The organism is Pedobacter duraquae, assembly GCF_004362245.1.
GTDB lineage: Bacteria > Bacteroidota > Bacteroidia > Sphingobacteriales > Sphingobacteriaceae > Pedobacter > Pedobacter duraquae.
Map to the genome: position 1 here is coordinate 799,419 of NZ_SNWM01000001.1, position 15,788 is coordinate 815,206.

The 15,788-nt window shown below is 43.2% G+C and carries 15 protein-coding genes; 4 read left to right on the forward strand and 11 right to left on the reverse strand.

Annotated elements, in window-relative coordinates:
* Nucleotides 1-51: 51 nt before the first annotated feature.
* Both CLV32_RS03555 and CLV32_RS03560 read left to right on the forward strand, forming a co-directional pair.
* Nucleotides 52-1,713 carry a histidine kinase gene (locus tag CLV32_RS03555; RefSeq protein WP_133552445.1) on the forward strand — a complete coding sequence of 554 codons (1,662 nt, stop codon included), beginning with the start codon at nucleotides 52-54 and terminating at the stop codon, nucleotides 1,711-1,713.
* Entirely contained in the window at nucleotides 1,710-2,417 is a 708-nt protein-coding gene (locus tag CLV32_RS03560) for a LytR/AlgR family response regulator transcription factor (protein ID WP_208110944.1), read from the forward strand. The genes CLV32_RS03555 and CLV32_RS03560 overlap by 4 nt, the downstream gene beginning before the upstream one ends.
* Here CLV32_RS03560 and miaE read toward each other — a convergent pair.
* Nucleotides 2,414-2,995: a tRNA-(ms[2]io[6]A)-hydroxylase gene (miaE, locus tag CLV32_RS03565; RefSeq protein ID WP_133553513.1), complete on the reverse strand. Its 582-nt coding sequence runs from the start codon at nucleotides 2,993-2,995 to the stop codon at nucleotides 2,414-2,416. The genes CLV32_RS03560 and miaE overlap by 4 nt on opposite strands.
* 106 nt (nucleotides 2,996-3,101) lie before the next feature.
* Here miaE and CLV32_RS03570 point away from each other — a divergent pair, with 106 nt between their 5' ends.
* On the forward strand, nucleotides 3,102-3,530 hold the full coding sequence (locus CLV32_RS03570) for a DUF1801 domain-containing protein (protein ID WP_133552447.1): 429 nt from the start codon (nucleotides 3,102-3,104) through the stop codon (nucleotides 3,528-3,530).
* Nucleotides 3,531-3,541: 11 nt separating this feature from the next.
* Nucleotides 3,542-4,780, forward strand: coding sequence for a glycosyltransferase (locus CLV32_RS03575; RefSeq protein WP_133552449.1), 1,239 nt, complete (start codon nucleotides 3,542-3,544; stop codon nucleotides 4,778-4,780).
* A gap of 11 nt (nucleotides 4,781-4,791) precedes the next feature.
* On the opposite strand, the gene CLV32_RS03580 is transcribed toward CLV32_RS03575, so the two are convergent.
* From CLV32_RS03580 to thiC, 10 genes are all read right to left on the reverse strand, one after another.
* Entirely contained in the window at nucleotides 4,792-7,002 is a 2,211-nt protein-coding gene (locus tag CLV32_RS03580; protein WP_317130232.1) for a peptidase domain-containing ABC transporter, read from the reverse strand.
* Nucleotides 6,999-8,198 carry an HlyD family secretion protein gene (locus CLV32_RS03585; protein WP_133552451.1) on the reverse strand — a complete coding sequence of 400 codons (1,200 nt, stop codon included), beginning with the start codon at nucleotides 8,196-8,198 and terminating at the stop codon, nucleotides 6,999-7,001. The genes CLV32_RS03580 and CLV32_RS03585 overlap by 4 nt, the downstream gene beginning before the upstream one ends.
* 105 nt (nucleotides 8,199-8,303) lie before the next feature.
* The gene (locus CLV32_RS03590; protein WP_133552453.1) at nucleotides 8,304-8,537 is read right to left on the reverse strand and encodes a hypothetical protein; all 234 of its coding nucleotides are present in this window, start codon (nucleotides 8,535-8,537) and stop codon (nucleotides 8,304-8,306) included.
* A 396-nt stretch (nucleotides 8,538-8,933) separates the two neighbouring features.
* A complete protein-coding gene (locus CLV32_RS03595; protein ID WP_133552455.1) occupies nucleotides 8,934-9,638 on the reverse strand; it encodes a DUF2490 domain-containing protein in 705 nt (234 codons plus the stop codon).
* A 67-nt stretch (nucleotides 9,639-9,705) separates the two neighbouring features.
* Nucleotides 9,706-10,746 carry a HesA/MoeB/ThiF family protein gene (gene moeB / locus CLV32_RS03600; RefSeq protein WP_133552457.1) on the reverse strand — a complete coding sequence of 347 codons (1,041 nt, stop codon included), beginning with the start codon at nucleotides 10,744-10,746 and terminating at the stop codon, nucleotides 9,706-9,708.
* 5 nt (nucleotides 10,747-10,751) lie between these two features.
* A complete protein-coding gene (gene thiH / locus CLV32_RS03605; protein ID WP_133552459.1) occupies nucleotides 10,752-11,867 on the reverse strand; it encodes a 2-iminoacetate synthase ThiH in 1,116 nt (371 codons plus the stop codon).
* Nucleotides 11,860-12,627, reverse strand: coding sequence for a thiazole synthase (locus CLV32_RS03610; RefSeq protein ID WP_133552461.1), 768 nt, complete (start codon nucleotides 12,625-12,627; stop codon nucleotides 11,860-11,862). The genes thiH and CLV32_RS03610 overlap by 8 nt, the downstream gene beginning before the upstream one ends.
* A 6-nt stretch (nucleotides 12,628-12,633) precedes the next feature.
* The gene (locus tag CLV32_RS03615) at nucleotides 12,634-13,293 is read right to left on the reverse strand and encodes a thiamine phosphate synthase (RefSeq protein ID WP_133552463.1); all 660 of its coding nucleotides are present in this window, start codon (nucleotides 13,291-13,293) and stop codon (nucleotides 12,634-12,636) included.
* Nucleotides 13,271-13,888, reverse strand: coding sequence for a thiamine phosphate synthase (locus CLV32_RS03620; RefSeq protein ID WP_133552465.1), 618 nt, complete (start codon nucleotides 13,886-13,888; stop codon nucleotides 13,271-13,273). Before CLV32_RS03620 ends, CLV32_RS03615 begins: the two co-directional genes overlap by 23 nt.
* On the reverse strand, nucleotides 13,888-15,771 hold the full coding sequence (thiC, locus tag CLV32_RS03625; RefSeq protein ID WP_133552467.1) for a phosphomethylpyrimidine synthase ThiC: 1,884 nt from the start codon (nucleotides 15,769-15,771) through the stop codon (nucleotides 13,888-13,890). Before thiC ends, CLV32_RS03620 begins: the two co-directional genes overlap by 1 nt.
* Nucleotides 15,772-15,788: the final 17 nt, after the last annotated feature.

Below are 15,788 nucleotides of genomic sequence, written 5' to 3' on the forward strand. Positions count from 1 at the left end.
TATCCTTTTCTACTGCAATTCATCAATGCAAGTTATTCCTATCTTTACTTTATGCGCTTAACCTTATACCTTTTGATCTCATTGGGCTTTGCCTTCTATACACCTGCAGTTAACTATGAGCAATCTGAAGTCGTTTACCGCACAGGAGATAGTCTGAAATGGGCACAACCGAATTATAAATCAGCGGGATGGCGTACTGACCGCGGACTTACACGCGACAGTGTTTTCTGGGTGAGAATCCCAGTGCAGATAAGCGGGTTAAACACCGAAACGCTTGGCATGATCGTGTTTGCATTTGGTGCACACGAAGTTTATTGGGATGGGGTACGTATCGGCAAGAATGGGAATCTGGCCATGAAAGGGCTACCTGAAAGTCCGGGCACCGAATACCATACTTACATGGTTCCCGATAGTTTATCCCAAAATGGAAATCACGTCATCGCTATCAGGGCTACCCAGGCGCACAAACAGACAACACAAAGAGGATTTGACATCAAGCTGGATAGCTATAAAAATCTGGAACGCGTGCCATTAATAATCATGTCATTCATGAACCTCATGGCCGGAGCATTCTTTATCGCGGCGCTTTATTACTTTTTGTTGTATATGAACAGCAACAAGAAGGATCTCTCAATTCTGGTTTTTGGAGTCGTATGTCTGCTTTTTTTCACCCTGCTAATTCTGGAGTTCGTAAAATTCTATGTCGACATTCCTTATACAAAGTTCTATCTCCGACTTGAATTTATCGGCTGGATAACTTTCGCCATCGCGATTCTGGTGCCTTTTTATTTTACCATTCAATTCAATTTGAAGCATCGCCTCCTAATAATTTGCATATTACTAATCGCACTATTAGCTGTTTATTGGTACAACTTCAGACATTATGATATCACTGCCATGTACCTCAGCTATACCATGTGGGCCACCACAGTACTCATTGTACTCAATGCCATTCGCAAGAAAGAAATCGGCGGACTCATCGTTCTATCAGGTCTAATTGCAAGTGCAGTAGTCAACTATTTTCTTGTTTATGATTTTGGCCTTTTCATCAGCTTTACCATTATTGTAATCTGCATGCTCTATCTGCACACCGTCAAAACCAGGGAGGCGGAAAAAGCACATGATGCTGCAATCCAACTATCGTCAAGACTGCAACTGGAGCTCATCAAAAAGAACATACAGCCCCATTTCATTAAAAATACGCTAACTTCACTGATAGACTGGGTTGAAGAATCTCCTGCCCAGGGAGCCGTTTTCCTCCAGGCGCTCGCCGAGGAGTTTGATTTATTCAACACGATATCCGACCAAACACTAATCCCCCTGCAAACGGAGATAGATCTCTGCAAGACACATTTGAGGCTAATGTCTTTTAGGAAAGAAATCAATTACGACTGGCAGGAGTCAGGGATTGATCCGCATGACTTGATCCCGCCTGCAATAATTCACACACTTCTGGAAAATGGCATAACCCATAGTGCTCCAGACACCAGTCATACCGTCGCTTTTAAACTGAACTATCAAAAAACACTTAACTCACGGATCTATAGTTTGGAAACTATCGCCCGCAATCGTGAAAAAACGATAACCAGCAACCGTGGCACCGGTTTTAAATATGTTGCAGCCCGACTGGAAGAAAGCTATGGTAAAAACTGGGATTTCCAGTCCGGGGCTACCAAAACCGGCTGGTTAAACACCATTACTATCTACACATGATGAACATACTTATTGTTGAAGACGAAGCCAGGATTGCACGCCGACTGGAAAGAATGACCACACTTTTCTTTGGTGGTAACTTAGCGCAAATTCAGGTAATGGATTCACTCGGTTCAGCGCTAAAATACCTGCAGTCGCATGAAATAGATCTTCTGTTGTTAGATTTAAACCTGAATGGAGAAGATGGATTTGAACTACTTAAAACAGTAACAGCCTGCTCCTTTCATACTATTATCATTTCTGCATATACTGAAAAAGCAATCACTGCATTTGCATACGGCGTTTTGGATTTTGTGCCTAAACCTTTTACTGAAGACCGCCTTGATCAGGCATTTATGCGCTTAACAACGCCTAAGAAAAAACAAGAGGCAGCGTTGCAATTTCTCTCGGTAAAGAAATCAGGAAGCATTAAACTCATAAATATTGAGGAGGTGAAATATATTAAAGGAGCTGGAATTTACACAGAGCTCCATCTTAAGAACGGAACCTCCGCATTACACGATAAATCACTAGAAAAGTTGGAACAACTCCTTCCTTCAAATTTTGAACGGATTCACAAGTCGTATCTCATTCCCGTAGAACAGGCAGAAAAAATCATCGTTGCCCCAGGAAGTAGGTACGATTTACTTTTAAAAAGTGGCGAAAGCCTCCCAATTGGTCGTTCGAGATATAAGGACCTAAAGGAACGACTGCTTAAAAATTAACCATGAATCGCTTGCTTGTTACCATAACTCTGAATCAACTCCCCTTCAAATTCCAGCCATTCTTTCCAACGCTTTTCTACGTCAATGTCGATGGTGTATTTACGTGCAAAGTTTAAGAATGTTGTATAGTGACCTGCTTCAGAAACCATCAGGTCATGATAAAACTTGGCGAGCTCCGGATCGCTGATATTTTGTGATAATACCCGGAACCGTTCGCAGCTGCGTGCCTCAATCATCGCTGCAAACAATAACCTGTCGATAAAAGAAGCATTTCTGCTGCCGTCCTTACGACTAAACTTAACTAACCTCCCAACATAATCGTCCTTGCGCTGGCGCCCCAAAGTGTATCCACGTTGTTGGATTATAGCTACTACCATCTGAAAATGCTGCAGTTCTTCCATCGCAATCGCAGTCAGTTCTTCGACAAGATCAATATGCTCAGAATTATCGGCGATCAATGTAATGGCATTTGTTGCCGCCTTCTGCTCACACCAGGCGTGGTCAGTCAAAATTTCTCCCAGATTTGATTCAGCAATGTTTGCCCAGCGTGGGTCTGTAAGCAATTTTAATCCAAGCATGTCTTCCTTCTTTGTTGCAAAATTAACAATTATTGGTTGTTCTCTTAAAAACAATTTTTTATCTGAACGCATCCCCACTATATTTGACCAGGTTAAATCCAATAAAATGGCTAAAAACAAAACAACAATAACCGCAGCCAGTGTAAATGATTTTATCGACTCGGTAACAGATTTAAAAAAAAGGCAGGATTGTTATCAGATCATAGACTTGTTTAGCGCACAAACAGGACTTCAGCCACAGATGTGGGGTGCCAGCATTGTAGGATTCGGCAGTTACCATTATGTGTATGCCAGCGGACATTCCGGAGATGCACCCCTTGCCGCATTTTCTCCACGCACCTCGGCAATGGTGCTCTACCTCGCATCCGACCCCATGCTTCGCGATGATCTCCTTGCAAAATTAGGCAAACATAAGTCTAGTAAAGGCTGTATCTATATTAAAAAATTGGCAGATATAAATACAGAAGTCCTGAAAACATTGGTACAGCAATCTGTAAGCGTTCTCCAAAAACAATATCCGTCAACAAATGCCTAACATTGCAGGCTATGAGTGATAAACGTATGCTGATTATTGGAATGGTCTGGCCAGAACCGACTTCCTCCGCCGCAGGTACAAGGATGATTCAATTAGTTACCTTGTTTATTGATGAAGGATATGCCGTATTTTTCGCCTCTGCAGCCAGCAAGAGTGAATTTAGTTTTAATCTTACCGAAATCGGTATAACCGAATTGCCAATCACACTAAATGATGCATCTTTTGATCGCTTGACAGCAGAGATCAATCCCTCAATTGTACTGTTTGATAGATTTATGATTGAAGAACAATATGGCTGGCGGATAACAGAAACTTGTCCTGATGCGTTAAAAATCCTTGACACCGAAGACCTGCACTTTTTACGGCGTGATAGACAGCATGCTTTGAACAGCACCTCTAACTCCAAGCCGCTAAGCGATACCGCAAAACGCGAAATTGCCTCCATTTTACGCTGCGACATGTCGCTGATTATTTCCGAATATGAAATTCAGCTATTGCAGGATCAATACCGCATAGACGCAACGCTACTCTATTACCTTCCCTTTCTGGAAAACAAAATCAATCAAGAACACATATCAGCATGGAGATCATTTGAAGATCGCACAGGATTCGTCTTCATAGGTAATTTTTTACACGAACCTAACTGGCATACCACACAATTTATAAAAACCAAAATCTGGCCAGAACTCCGAAGAAAACATCCTGATGCCGGTATGCACATTTATGGCGCTTACACCAGTCAGAAGGTTACTCAACTTCATAATCCTAAAGAACGGTTTTATGTACATGGCCGTGCCGGTCATGCCCAGGAAACAATTCAGCAACATCGGGTTTTACTCGCTCCGATTCAATTTGGTGCCGGCGTTAAGGGCAAGTTTATCGATGCTATGCAAACCGGCACACCGAGTGTAACTACCGATATCGGTGCCGAGTCAATGTCTGGAAAGCTACCCTGGCCAGGTGCAATAGAGAATGAACCTCAGCGTTTTATTGAATCCGCAGCTAAACTTTATAAAGATAAAGCTTCCTGGATGCAGGCGCAGCAAAATGGAATAAGGATTATAAATGAACGCTACGATTCAGAACTCTTTTCAAAAGCCTTCATTGCAGCAGTTAACATACTTTTCGCCCAACTCGTCACCCACAGAAATCAGAATTTCCTCGGACAAATCCTCAAAATGAATACGCTGAATAGTAGCAAGTACATGGCACTTTGGATTGAAGAAAAAAACAAAAATAAAACACCATAGAATTACCCCGCCTAAAGCCGGTATTGTTTAGCCCACATCGCAGAATATTGTCCTTTTAAATCAAGAAGCTCCTGATGCGTTCCCTCCTCCATCAATTTACCCTGACTCAGTACAGCAATTTTATCAGCATCAACAACAGTGCTTAGTCGATGGGCGATCACAATGATTGTCTTACCCTCCTTCCTCAGGAGTTCAATTGTATGGTGAACGTGCTCTTCAGACGCTGAGTCGAGCGATGACGTTGCCTCATCCAGAATTAAGATTTCCGGATCACGGTACAACGCCCGCGCTATAGCCAGTCGCTGGCGCTGCCCACCAGAAAGACTCGCCCCATTCTCACCCAAATACGTGTTAAAGCCATTCGGCAGCTTTTCTATGAAATCCATAATGTGAATAGAACCGCAGATACTGATAATTCTTTTCATATCAGGCTCCATATCCCCCACTGCGATATTCTCTATCACATTACCCGCAAAAAGATGCACGTCTTGTGGCACTACACTCACAATTTTCCGTAAACTACCCGTAGTCAGGTATTTGATATCGTACTCACCAATTTCTATACTGCCTGATTGTAATGGATACAATAACTGCAACAGCGACAATAACGTCGTTTTACCAGATCCACTTTCCCCCACAATAGCCGTAATCTTGCCTTTTGGAATCCCCAAACTGAAATCTTCAAAAACTGTAACCCGCGATCCATACCTGAAATTGATATTTGAAATCTTGATATCGCCAACCATGTCTCTGGTTAGCTCAGTCTTTGCTCCTGTAGTTTCCCGTTCCAGATCCATAATTTCAAACAACCTGTCAGCTGCAATACGTGCGTCCTGAACCACTTTGTTCATACCGATCAGACTGAGCACAGGCCCCGTAAAATAACCGATGATCGCGTAGAACGATAGCAGCTCTCCGGGTGTGATTACGCCGCCAATGACAAAGCTCGCTCCCGTCCACAATAAAATAACAGCAAATAAACTAGAGATCAACCCGCTGAAATTACCAATCCACAAAGAGTTTACACCCGAGGTATAAATAGTCTTAAGTAAGCCTATAAATCGAATCTCCGTCTTAAAATTAGAAAAATCCTCCAGGCCAAAACGCTTAATCGTACTGACCGAATTGACTGACTCCACCAGCTGATTTTCCAATTCAGCAGTTTTCTCCATTACCTTACGTTGCGTTTGCTTATTCAGTTTGTTGGAGAAATAGTAGACCACCGCATATAGAGGAACTACAATCAACATAATCAGCGCCAGCTTCCAGTAATAGGTAAACATCAGTACAAATGAGAAGATGAGAATAAATACATTCACAAGGAAACCGACAAGGACGTCGTTTATGAAAGCCCTTATTTTTACAGCATCATTCATCCGGGAGATAATCTCTCCAACCCGCATGGTATCGAAAAACTGTTGTGGCAGCTTCAGCAGGTGTTTATAATATCCCAGAATCAGTCGGGCATCAATCTGCTGGCCCGTCCTGATAGTCAGCATAGTTTTAGCATGGTTGATAAAGACCTGGAGCACGATAATCAGGATCATCACAATCCCCATTAAATTTAAAAGATTGCTGTTGCCTTCTGGCAGTACATTATCTACAATTTTTTGAAGGAAAATTGACGTAGAAAGCCCCAGGATGGTATAAAAAATTGCACCGGCCAATACTTGCAGCAAAACGGCTTTATGTGGCATCAGCAGGTACATAAAGCGCTGTTCGATACTCACTTTGTCGTTGCCACCAGAAAAATCATCACCAGGAAGCAGCATAATCAGCACACCCGACCATTTTTTCTGAAAGGCCTCGTGGCTCAGCTCCTGCATTTCGCCATACGCCGGGTCCATAACCTCAATAGTCGTTTTATTGAGTTTATAGATAACGATGTAATGAGCCATGTTATGCGCTACAACATGAGCGATAACAGGCAACGGCACGGTATGTAGTTGGTCAAAGGTTCCTTTTAATCCTTTCGCACTGAAACCAATCTTCACCGATGCTTCAATCAAACCCAAAACATTCGTCCCCTTCGTGTCGGTTGACGCATATTGCCGGATCCGCGCAATAGGAAGATCAAGATCGTAATAGGCCGCTACCGAAGCAATACATGCGGCACCGCAATCGGTAACATCATGCTGCTTAACACTGATACGTTTTTGTTTTCTGCGCCCGGCAAAGCGCCTCTTCAGTCGCTCTTTAAAATTATCAATAGCTTTCATCATGCCGCATTATCTTTATCTCCAACTGCTTTAACATTGGGATTGAGCCAGTCATCTGCCTTATCGTATAAGAGCTGAAATAACGTTCTCCGTGTTACAAAAAATCTGGCCTGCAGTGTCATTCCTTTTTTAATTTTTCCTATATATCCGTTTTTCAGGCTCAACTGGTGCTTATCCAGCATACACCTGACCTTAAAATAAGGCTGGTTGCCCTTATCCATAAAAATATCGCTCGATATGGAGATTACCTTTCCTTCAACCATCCCCCATTGGTTGTAGTTGTAGGCGTCGATCTGGAACTTGGCTTTTGTACCGTTGCGTAATAAGCCGATATCTTTTGGCAGAACGTAAGTCTCGGCAATCAAACCTGAGTCGGGAGATATTTCTCCCAGCAACTCATTTGCACTAACAAGACTTCCCGCCTGAAGACTCTTCAATTGCTGTACCGATCCCGTAACTGTTGCCTTCAAGGTATAAAATCCTTTATCTTCTTCGTACTGCTCATCCTGCGCACTCAATTCCCGATATTGCATATTCAGCGCGTTAAGTTCAGTTTGCCATTTACTTCCCTGTGTTTCTGCTATCAGGCCCAATTCATTCTTGATGTTGTCGAGCTTTAGTTTTACTTCGTCATATTCTGCCGCAGAAACAGCCTTTTTCCTATACAGGTATAAAAAGCGATCGTAATTCTTTGCAGCCAGTTGCAAGCGCGATCGCGCCTCTACGATACGCTGCATAAATAAACTGTACTGCTGACTATATAATCCTGATTCAAGTTCCAGCTTTTTAGACCAATCGTTGATCTTGTAAGCATGGATAAGCTGACCTAGGTCGGCCAGCTGAGCATTCACATCTGCCTGCTGCAGATTAACCAAACTGTTCTTACTTTCTAACGATTCTCTCTTGATGGTGAGTAGTACCTGCCCGGCTTTCACATGGCTATTCTCTTTGATAAAAACGGAGTCAACGCGGCCGCTAATCAATGGCTTGATATCGGTGCGTTCCTGTATCGGTCTGAAAAGACCCGTACTCTGTACATTTACGTCGACCTTGACAAAAAATATGGCTAGCAAAGCGCAGGTCAGAAAAAGCAAAATCAGCTGATAAATAATGAGTGTCGTTGAGCGGTTCCGCTGGAAATGGTATTCTGCTGTATTTTCTACAATTTCCTGTGGAAAGATATAGTGCTGGTGTTCCATAATGATGAATCAAGGATAAACCGGATGAAAAATTGGAGCGTGTTTTTTCAAAAAAAGGGAGCACCGGTTAAGTGCTCCCTTTTATTTGTAATTAAAATTTGTTTCTTAGCTTGACAAGCTGTTAAACAATCCGCCCAGGTCTAGGTTGATACCGTTACCTACAGAGAATGATGAGCTAGAGCTTTCATCTCCGTCTTGGGTCGAACTTGAAAATGATAATAAATTACCAATTCCAATGTTCCCTAACAATCCTCCAGTACTTGATGAATCATTGTTACCAAATAATCCACCACCATTGATTTCTGTCATTTCGTTCTGATTTAACTCTTGGAAATTCATAATACAAAATTTAATAATGCCTACTCTTTTAAAGGTTTTCAGCGATCCCTTAACAAGAACCTCAGTTGCCTGCGGCGATCTTGTACTGGAATTAACGAAAGAAATATCCGATGAGTTTTTTTAATCGAACAACCCAACAGAGTGCTTTAGTAGCTAATGGTGTACGAATCGAAAAACAAAAAAAAGAGCAAGTTGTTTAACGCGCAGTCTCCGCTAAAAGACAATCAAAACACTGATTTTAAGATATTTAAAATAATTATTAAATTCTAAAATTTGTGTTTTACTGACATCCAGAGATGCTTACCCAAGAAATTTAAACTGAATTATCACCGCTTAAAAACTGAAAATTTATTGATTTTTTTCCACGTGCGGTATCCTGATGATGGTTCACCATTGTTAAAACTTGGTATATACTGCAAATTGCAAGATGTTATTTGAGGTATTCGATATTAAACCTTTACTCGCCTGATTCATATAACCAAGCTCAACATCCAGATGTTTATTAAACCGATATCCTCCTGCAACATAAGCCCTGTTTTGATCAAATAGTTTACCATTGAGCTGATCTTTGCTTTGTACATTGAAGAACAGCTCATTTTGCAACGCGGCAAATACACCCTTGTCGAAGTTTTGCTTCCCCTGCTCTAATGGCAAGATAAATCTGAAGAAATAACGAAGTCGTTGCGCAAACAGATCATCTTTTCCATTACGCTCGATAAAGCGCTGCTCCATCCTAAACCGGTGTGCTACGCTGATCGTACTGATCTTGTGTTTGAACACGTATTGCTCCCAGATTCTATGTTCTGTCAGCATATTATCGGCAGAACCGATATTGTGGGTAAAAGTTTGATTTAACAGGTAACCCAATGTGATTTCGTTTTTGCTATTCGCGTAATAAGTCACCCCGGGTCTGAACAGGAAGTTCCTTACGTTTTCCCACTTATCTGAAGAGCGGATTTGCATATCGGCATAGGCACCCCATTTTTCTGCGATCTTTGTATTGTTAAGCAAAAACAACCAGCCACTGCTTTGCTGCTGGGTTTGCGCACCGGCAGCTAGGTGTATTAAAAGTAAGGCAGCTAAAATAGAAAAAAAACGCATTGTGCTTGTTATTTGGTTGACCACCAAAATACAACATCCCTGGTAAATTACCACGATTTTGTTTGAATTAGCCAGAAAATCTTCCGCTTAAGTAGTATAGCTCTGCCGACAGCATCGGGCGTAATAATTGAACAGCCATTTTACTCCTTTGTCCTGTTTCGCAAATGAAAACCAGTTTCTTGTCTAACGGTAAAGTCGCAATTTGTTCCCGCAATTCATAAAGCGGAATATTTATACCTCCGATATTCTCGGCTTCAAATTCATAATTTTCGCGTACATCAACTAAAAATATATTTTCTGAAACATCATCCTGCAACGCCCTGAATCTGACTATATCGATTTCGCAATCCTGGAATTTCACAGAGGCTTTCGATTCCGACTGCGTGCTCTTGCTGCCTATGGTAAAAATATGCTGCTGATGATTCAGCATATTCAGGATCAAAAGTTTACCAGACAAGATTACGCCAAACCCGCAGATGATCTTGATCGCTTCGGCAGCCATATATGTTCCGATAACCCCCGGTAAAGCTCCGACTACGCCGATCTCCGTGCAGTTGGGCGATTCACCTTCGTCCGGCGCCTCCGTAAAAACGTCGCGATAATTAGGTCCGCCCTTATAGTTAAAAACGGAAATCTGCCCTTCAAATCCTAAAATAGATCCGAAAACAAGCGGTATGCCAGCAGCAACACAGCTGTCGTTGACAAGATAGCGCGTTGGGAAATTATCTGAACCATCAATTACCAGGTCATACCTACCGATCAAGGTCATCGCATTTTCCGCAACGAGCTTTTCTGGATAAGCCTCAATCATGACAAACGGGTTAAGCAGCTCTAGTTTCCTTTTTGCAGTCAATGCTTTTGATAAGCCTATATCAGTATCATTATATAGGATCTGCCGCTGCAGATTACTTAGATCAACAATATCGTGGTCTATAATACCAATCCTGCCAACTCCAGCACTAACCAGATATTGCAAAACCGGACAACCAAGTCCTCCGGCACCAATAACAAATACGCTGGCCGATCTTAATTTCTCCTGCCCTGCAATGCCGATCTCTGGCAATAGCATCTGCCGGCTGTATCTTCCCAATTCTTCCCTGCTCAGCATATTTTTTAATGTGTTAAACAATTGTCCCAATCTTTCCAGATAGGCTCATATCCCTGAGCGCTGATCATTGCAGCAATCTCCGCAGCACTACGCTCATCAGATATCTCAAATTGCTCCAATGATTCTGGAGCCACTGCATAGCCTCCGGGGTTCGTTTTAGATCCCGCACTCATGGCCGTTATACCCAGATTAATAATATGGTTCCGGAATTCTGGTGTCTCCCGCGTAGAGATAGATAGTTCCACTTCTTCATTAAATAAACGATAGGCACAAATCAGCTGTACCAACTCCCGATCGCTCATCTCTACCTTCGGCTCCATTCCACCACTAAATGGCCGCAACCGCGGAAAGGATATGCTGTACCTGCTCTGCCAATAGCGCTTCTCCAGATAGTCAAGATGAAGCGCAGTGAAGAAACAATCCGTCCGCCAGTCTTCCAAACCAATCAAAACTCCCAAACCCATCTTATGAATTTCCGATGCACCTAACCGATCAGGAGTATCCAGCCGGTACCCGAAGTTGGATTTCTTTCCTTTGGGATGGTGTTTCTTGTAATCCTCCCGGTGGTAGGTCTCCTGATAGACCAATACCGTATTCAGTCCATAGGGTTTCAGTTGCTCGTAATCTGCGGTATCTAATGGCTGCACCTCTATAGAAATATGCGAAAAATATGGCCGGATTAATTCGAGTACCATTTTAAAATAATCGACATGAACATGTTGATTATCCTCTCCCGTTACCAGCAGCACATGGTCAAAACCCATTGCTTTGATTACCATTACTTCCTGCATGATCTCTATCGCAGATAGTGTTTTACGCCTTACTTTATTATCGTAGCTAAATCCGCAATAGGTGCATATATTATTACATTCATTAGAAAGATAAAGCGGCACATACATTTGTATAACCTTGCCAAACCGTTTTCGGGTTAGCTGCTGACTAATTTGCGCCATCTTTTCCAGATATGGTGATGCCGCAGGCGATATCAGGGATTTAAAATCTTCTAATGTACGCTTGTCAGACGCCAGCGCCCGTTCCACATCTGCCGAAGTTTTAGCGTAAATGCTTTTTTTGGTTTGATCCCAATCATACTGATCAAATATATGAGCAAAGTTATGCATCGAGAAAGGAAGTTAAAGGGCTGCTTGCAACCGCATGTGGAGATGATTGTGCCAATTTGGCTTCAAAGGCCGTCCTTCCCGCTTCTACAGCCATCTTGAAAGCTGCTGCCATCAGCACCGGATTTGCGGAAACAGCAATTGCGGTATTTACCAATACTGCATCAGCACCGATCTCCATTGCCCAGGCGGCATCCGACGGAGCACCAATGCCGGCATCTATAATAACAGGTACGGTACTCTGACTTATTATGATCTCCAGAAAATCTATAGTCTTTAAGCCTTTGTTACTGCCTATTGGAGATCCCAAAGGCATTACCGCAGCGGTTCCAGCATCCTCCAGTCTTTTACACAACACCGGATCGGCATGGATATAGGGCAACACAACGAAACCAAGCTTGGCAAGTTCTTCTGTGGCTTTCAACGTCTCTATCGGATCGGGCATGAGGTATTTTGGATCAGGATGAATTTCTAATTTGATCCAGTTGGTTTCCAATGCTTCACGGGCCAGCTGGGCGGCAAATACAGCTTCCTTAGCCGTCCTGACACCCGATGTGTTAGGCAATAAATTGAGGTGTGGAAACGCCAGATGCCGCAATAGATTATCTGATTCGTTATTTTTAAAATCAACTCTTTTTAGTGCTACTGTAACAAGCTCGGAGCCCGAGGCCAGCAATGCCTCTTCCATCAGGCTGGCTGAACTAAATTTACCTGTACCAGTAAATAATCTGGACTGAAAGGTCTTATCTGCTATTTTTAACATTTTATGTTAGCTGTTCGTGAATGATATTTGATCTAATTGTTTATGTAAGCGGTCAACCTCATCCATTGGTTCGGTAAACTGCGTTATTGCCCCAGACATTGCCACACCGAAAACACCCGCATCAAGAAGTTCCGGTACGTCTGCCGCGGTAATTCCACCAATAGCAATAATAGGAGTAGCAATGCCCGCCATCTGAACCTGTTTCATGATCGTCCTGAAACCTGAAATGCCCAAAATAGGACTTAGATTTTCCTTTGTCCTGGTAAAGCGGAATGGTCCCAGACCAATGTAATCAACCCCTTCTGCTACCCGTCGGCAAACATGATCAAAGGTGTTCGCAGTACCTCCAATCACAAGTTTAGTGCCTACGATCAGCCGCGCCTGAGCAACAGGCATATCCAAAAGGCCCAGATGTAATCCATGCGCATTTACCTGCAGCGCAACTTCAGGATAATCATTAATGATAAGCTGCGCACTGTACTCCTTACATAGATCCCGGACTTCGAAAGCGAGTTTTAAAACCTCCTCTTCTGCACGGTTCTTAACCCGTAGCTGAATCCATTTACAACCCGCCCTCAGGGCAGTAAGTATCGCAGCAATATGTGTTTTATCTGCAGACTCCTGAGATATATAATGCAGTCTGCTAATCTGTTTGTCCAAATTCATATCGTAATTTAGTTTGTAGTCGTTTAAATCTTTCCAGCGCCTTTTCAGGTTCCATCCAAAGGTGTCCTAATACGGCAACGCCATCAAAGCCAATTTCCAAAGCCCCGCTAAGGTTATCCAGATTGATACCTCCAAGGGCTATGATTTCAGGCCCCTGCCCTTTAGGGAGGTCTTTTACGGCTTCGATAGGCAAGGCATTGTAATCCGACTTGGATATACTGTTGAACACCGGACCAAAAAAAACATAGTCAAATGCGCTTGTATCCGCCAGTGAAGTGATGTTATGGATCGACGTACTGACAGTTAGCCCTTGTTTCCTATGTTCAGAAATAAGCGCTGGCGGAGTTTTCAACCGCTGATATTCCGGATAGTGAACCCCTTTCAACTTCAATTCATCAACCAGTACATGATGCTGGTGTAAAACAATATATTGATAAAAGGCCGGCGTTACATCCCGCAGCAGTTTATCAAACTGATCTACATTCCAGTTTGGCTTGCGGAGATGTAAACAAGACATTCCGGCATCAAATAGCGCGTTGATCAGTTGTGCTTCTTGCGCTACAACCCAGGGTGCCGTAATGACAATTAGCTTCATTATAGATATAACTCGCTTCCTTTTTCTGCAAATTCTTTCGACTTCTCGGCCATTCCTTTTGCTAAAGCATCATTTTCTTCCATTCCATTCTCCTTGGCATACTCGCGCACATCCTGTGTAATCTTCATCGAGCAGAAGTTCGGCCCGCACATCGAACAGAAGTGGGCAATTTTTGCTCCGTCAGCAGGTAGCGTCTCGTCATGAAACTCCTTAGCCGTATCCGGATCCAGCGATAGATTAAACTGATCCTCCCACCTAAATTCAAATCTGGCCTTGCTTAAAGCATTATCACGGTATTGCGCTCCTGGGTGCCCCTTCGCAAGATCTGCAGCATGGGCAGCGATTTTATAGGTGATTACACCATCTTTTACGTCTTTCTTATTTGGTAAGCCCAAATGTTCTTTAGGCGTTACATAACACAACATTGCCGTCCCAAACCAACCGATCATAGCCGCGCCGATGGCGGAGGTAATATGATCGTAGCCCGGTGCAATATCCGTAGTTAACGGTCCAAGGGTATAAAAAGGTGCTTCCGAACAATGTTCCAGTTGCTTTTCCATGTTTTCTTTGATCAGATGCATAGGCACATGACCTGGCCCTTCAATAATCGTCTGTATGTCATGCTTCCATGCAATTTTAGTCAGCTCTCCAAGCGTCTCTAATTCTCCAAACTGAGCGGCATCATTAGCGTCAGCAATACAGCCCGGACGCAGCCCATCGCCCAAAGAAAACGAGACATCATATGCTTTCATGATTTCGCAGATTTCCTCAAAATGGGTGTACAGGAAGTTTTCCTTGTGATGTGCAAGACACCATTTCGCCATGATAGAGCCTCCGCGGGATACAATGCCCGTAATCCGCTTGGCCGTCAACGGAACATACCGCAGCAATACGCCAGCATGGATGGTAAAATAGTCGACACCCCGCTCCGCCTGCTCAATTAATGTATCCCTGAACAGCTCCCAGGTAAGGTCTTCGGCCTTGCCGTTTACTTTCTCCAATGCCTGATAAATTGGAACAGTACCGATAGGAACAGGAGAATTACGGATGATCCATTCCCGTGTTTCATGGATATTTTTACCTGTTGAAAGATCCATGATGGTATCTGCTCCCCAGCGGCATGCCCATACAGCTTTCTCTACTTCCTCCTCTATGCTGGATGTTACCGCCGAATTCCCAATATTGGCATTGATCTTAACCAGAAAATTTCGACCGATAATCATAGGCTCAATTTCAGGATGATTGATATTTGCCGGAATGACAGCTCGTCCGGCAGCTACTTCCTGACGAACAAACTCGGCCGTAATTTCTCCTTTGGGTGTATTTGCACCAAAGCTGTGCCCCTGGTGTTGATGGTTCATTACCGCATACTGGTCGTTAAGCTGTTCCTTCAGCAGATCAGCACGTTGATTTTCACGGATTGCGATGTATTCCATCTCAGGTGTGATAACACCTTTCCTGGCATAATGCATCTGCGAAACGTTCTCTCCGGCTTTCGCACGCATAGGCTTGCTCACATAACCAAAACGCAGGGCATCAAGATTACTGTCATGTAACCGCTGTTGTCCATATTGCGAGGATATCTCATCAAGCTGCTCCACATCTCCACGATCCATAATCCATTTTTCGCGCAGGCGCGGAAGCCCCTTTTTAACGTCAATGTCAGCATCCACATCTGTATACGGTCCGCTGGTATCATAAACGGTTATCGGAGGGTTGGGTTCTGTCTCCCCAAACCGCCCATGTAGTTTAGTATCACTTAAACTGATTTCACGCATAGCAACTTGTATGTCGTGAATTTGCCCCTGAACAAAAACTTTTCGGGACGCCGGAAACGGTGTGGTAGTTAATACCTGTGCTGTTGGGATTTTTTCTGTTTTCATCTGAATGTTTTTTAGGC

Bases quoted from the DNA above. Each gene is read 5' to 3' on its own strand.
- CLV32_RS03555 (WP_133552445.1), top strand. From the start codon at position 52: ATGCGCTTAACCTTATACCTTTTGATCTCATTGGGCTTTGCCTTCTAT.
- CLV32_RS03560 (WP_208110944.1), top strand. From the start codon at position 1,710: ATGATGAACATACTTATTGTTGAAGACGAAGCCAGGATTGCACGCCGA.
- miaE (WP_133553513.1), bottom strand. From the start codon at position 2,995: ATGCTTGGATTAAAATTGCTTACAGACCCACGCTGGGCAAACATTGCT.
- CLV32_RS03570 (WP_133552447.1), top strand. From the start codon at position 3,102: ATGGCTAAAAACAAAACAACAATAACCGCAGCCAGTGTAAATGATTTT.
- CLV32_RS03575 (WP_133552449.1), top strand. From the start codon at position 3,542: ATGAGTGATAAACGTATGCTGATTATTGGAATGGTCTGGCCAGAACCG.
- CLV32_RS03580 (WP_317130232.1), bottom strand. From the start codon at position 7,002: ATGATGAAAGCTATTGATAATTTTAAAGAGCGACTGAAGAGGCGCTTT.
- CLV32_RS03585 (WP_133552451.1), bottom strand. From the start codon at position 8,198: ATGGAACACCAGCACTATATCTTTCCACAGGAAATTGTAGAAAATACA.
- CLV32_RS03590 (WP_133552453.1), bottom strand. From the start codon at position 8,537: ATGAATTTCCAAGAGTTAAATCAGAACGAAATGACAGAAATCAATGGT.
- CLV32_RS03595 (WP_133552455.1), bottom strand. From the start codon at position 9,638: ATGCGTTTTTTTTCTATTTTAGCTGCCTTACTTTTAATACACCTAGCT.
- moeB (WP_133552457.1), bottom strand. From the start codon at position 10,746: ATGCTGAGCAGGGAAGAATTGGGAAGATACAGCCGGCAGATGCTATTG.
- thiH (WP_133552459.1), bottom strand. From the start codon at position 11,867: ATGCATAACTTTGCTCATATATTTGATCAGTATGATTGGGATCAAACC.
- CLV32_RS03610 (WP_133552461.1), bottom strand. From the start codon at position 12,627: ATGTTAAAAATAGCAGATAAGACCTTTCAGTCCAGATTATTTACTGGT.
- CLV32_RS03615 (WP_133552463.1), bottom strand. From the start codon at position 13,293: ATGAATTTGGACAAACAGATTAGCAGACTGCATTATATATCTCAGGAG.
- CLV32_RS03620 (WP_133552465.1), bottom strand. From the start codon at position 13,888: ATGAAGCTAATTGTCATTACGGCACCCTGGGTTGTAGCGCAAGAAGCA.
- thiC (WP_133552467.1), bottom strand. From the start codon at position 15,771: ATGAAAACAGAAAAAATCCCAACAGCACAGGTATTAACTACCACACCG.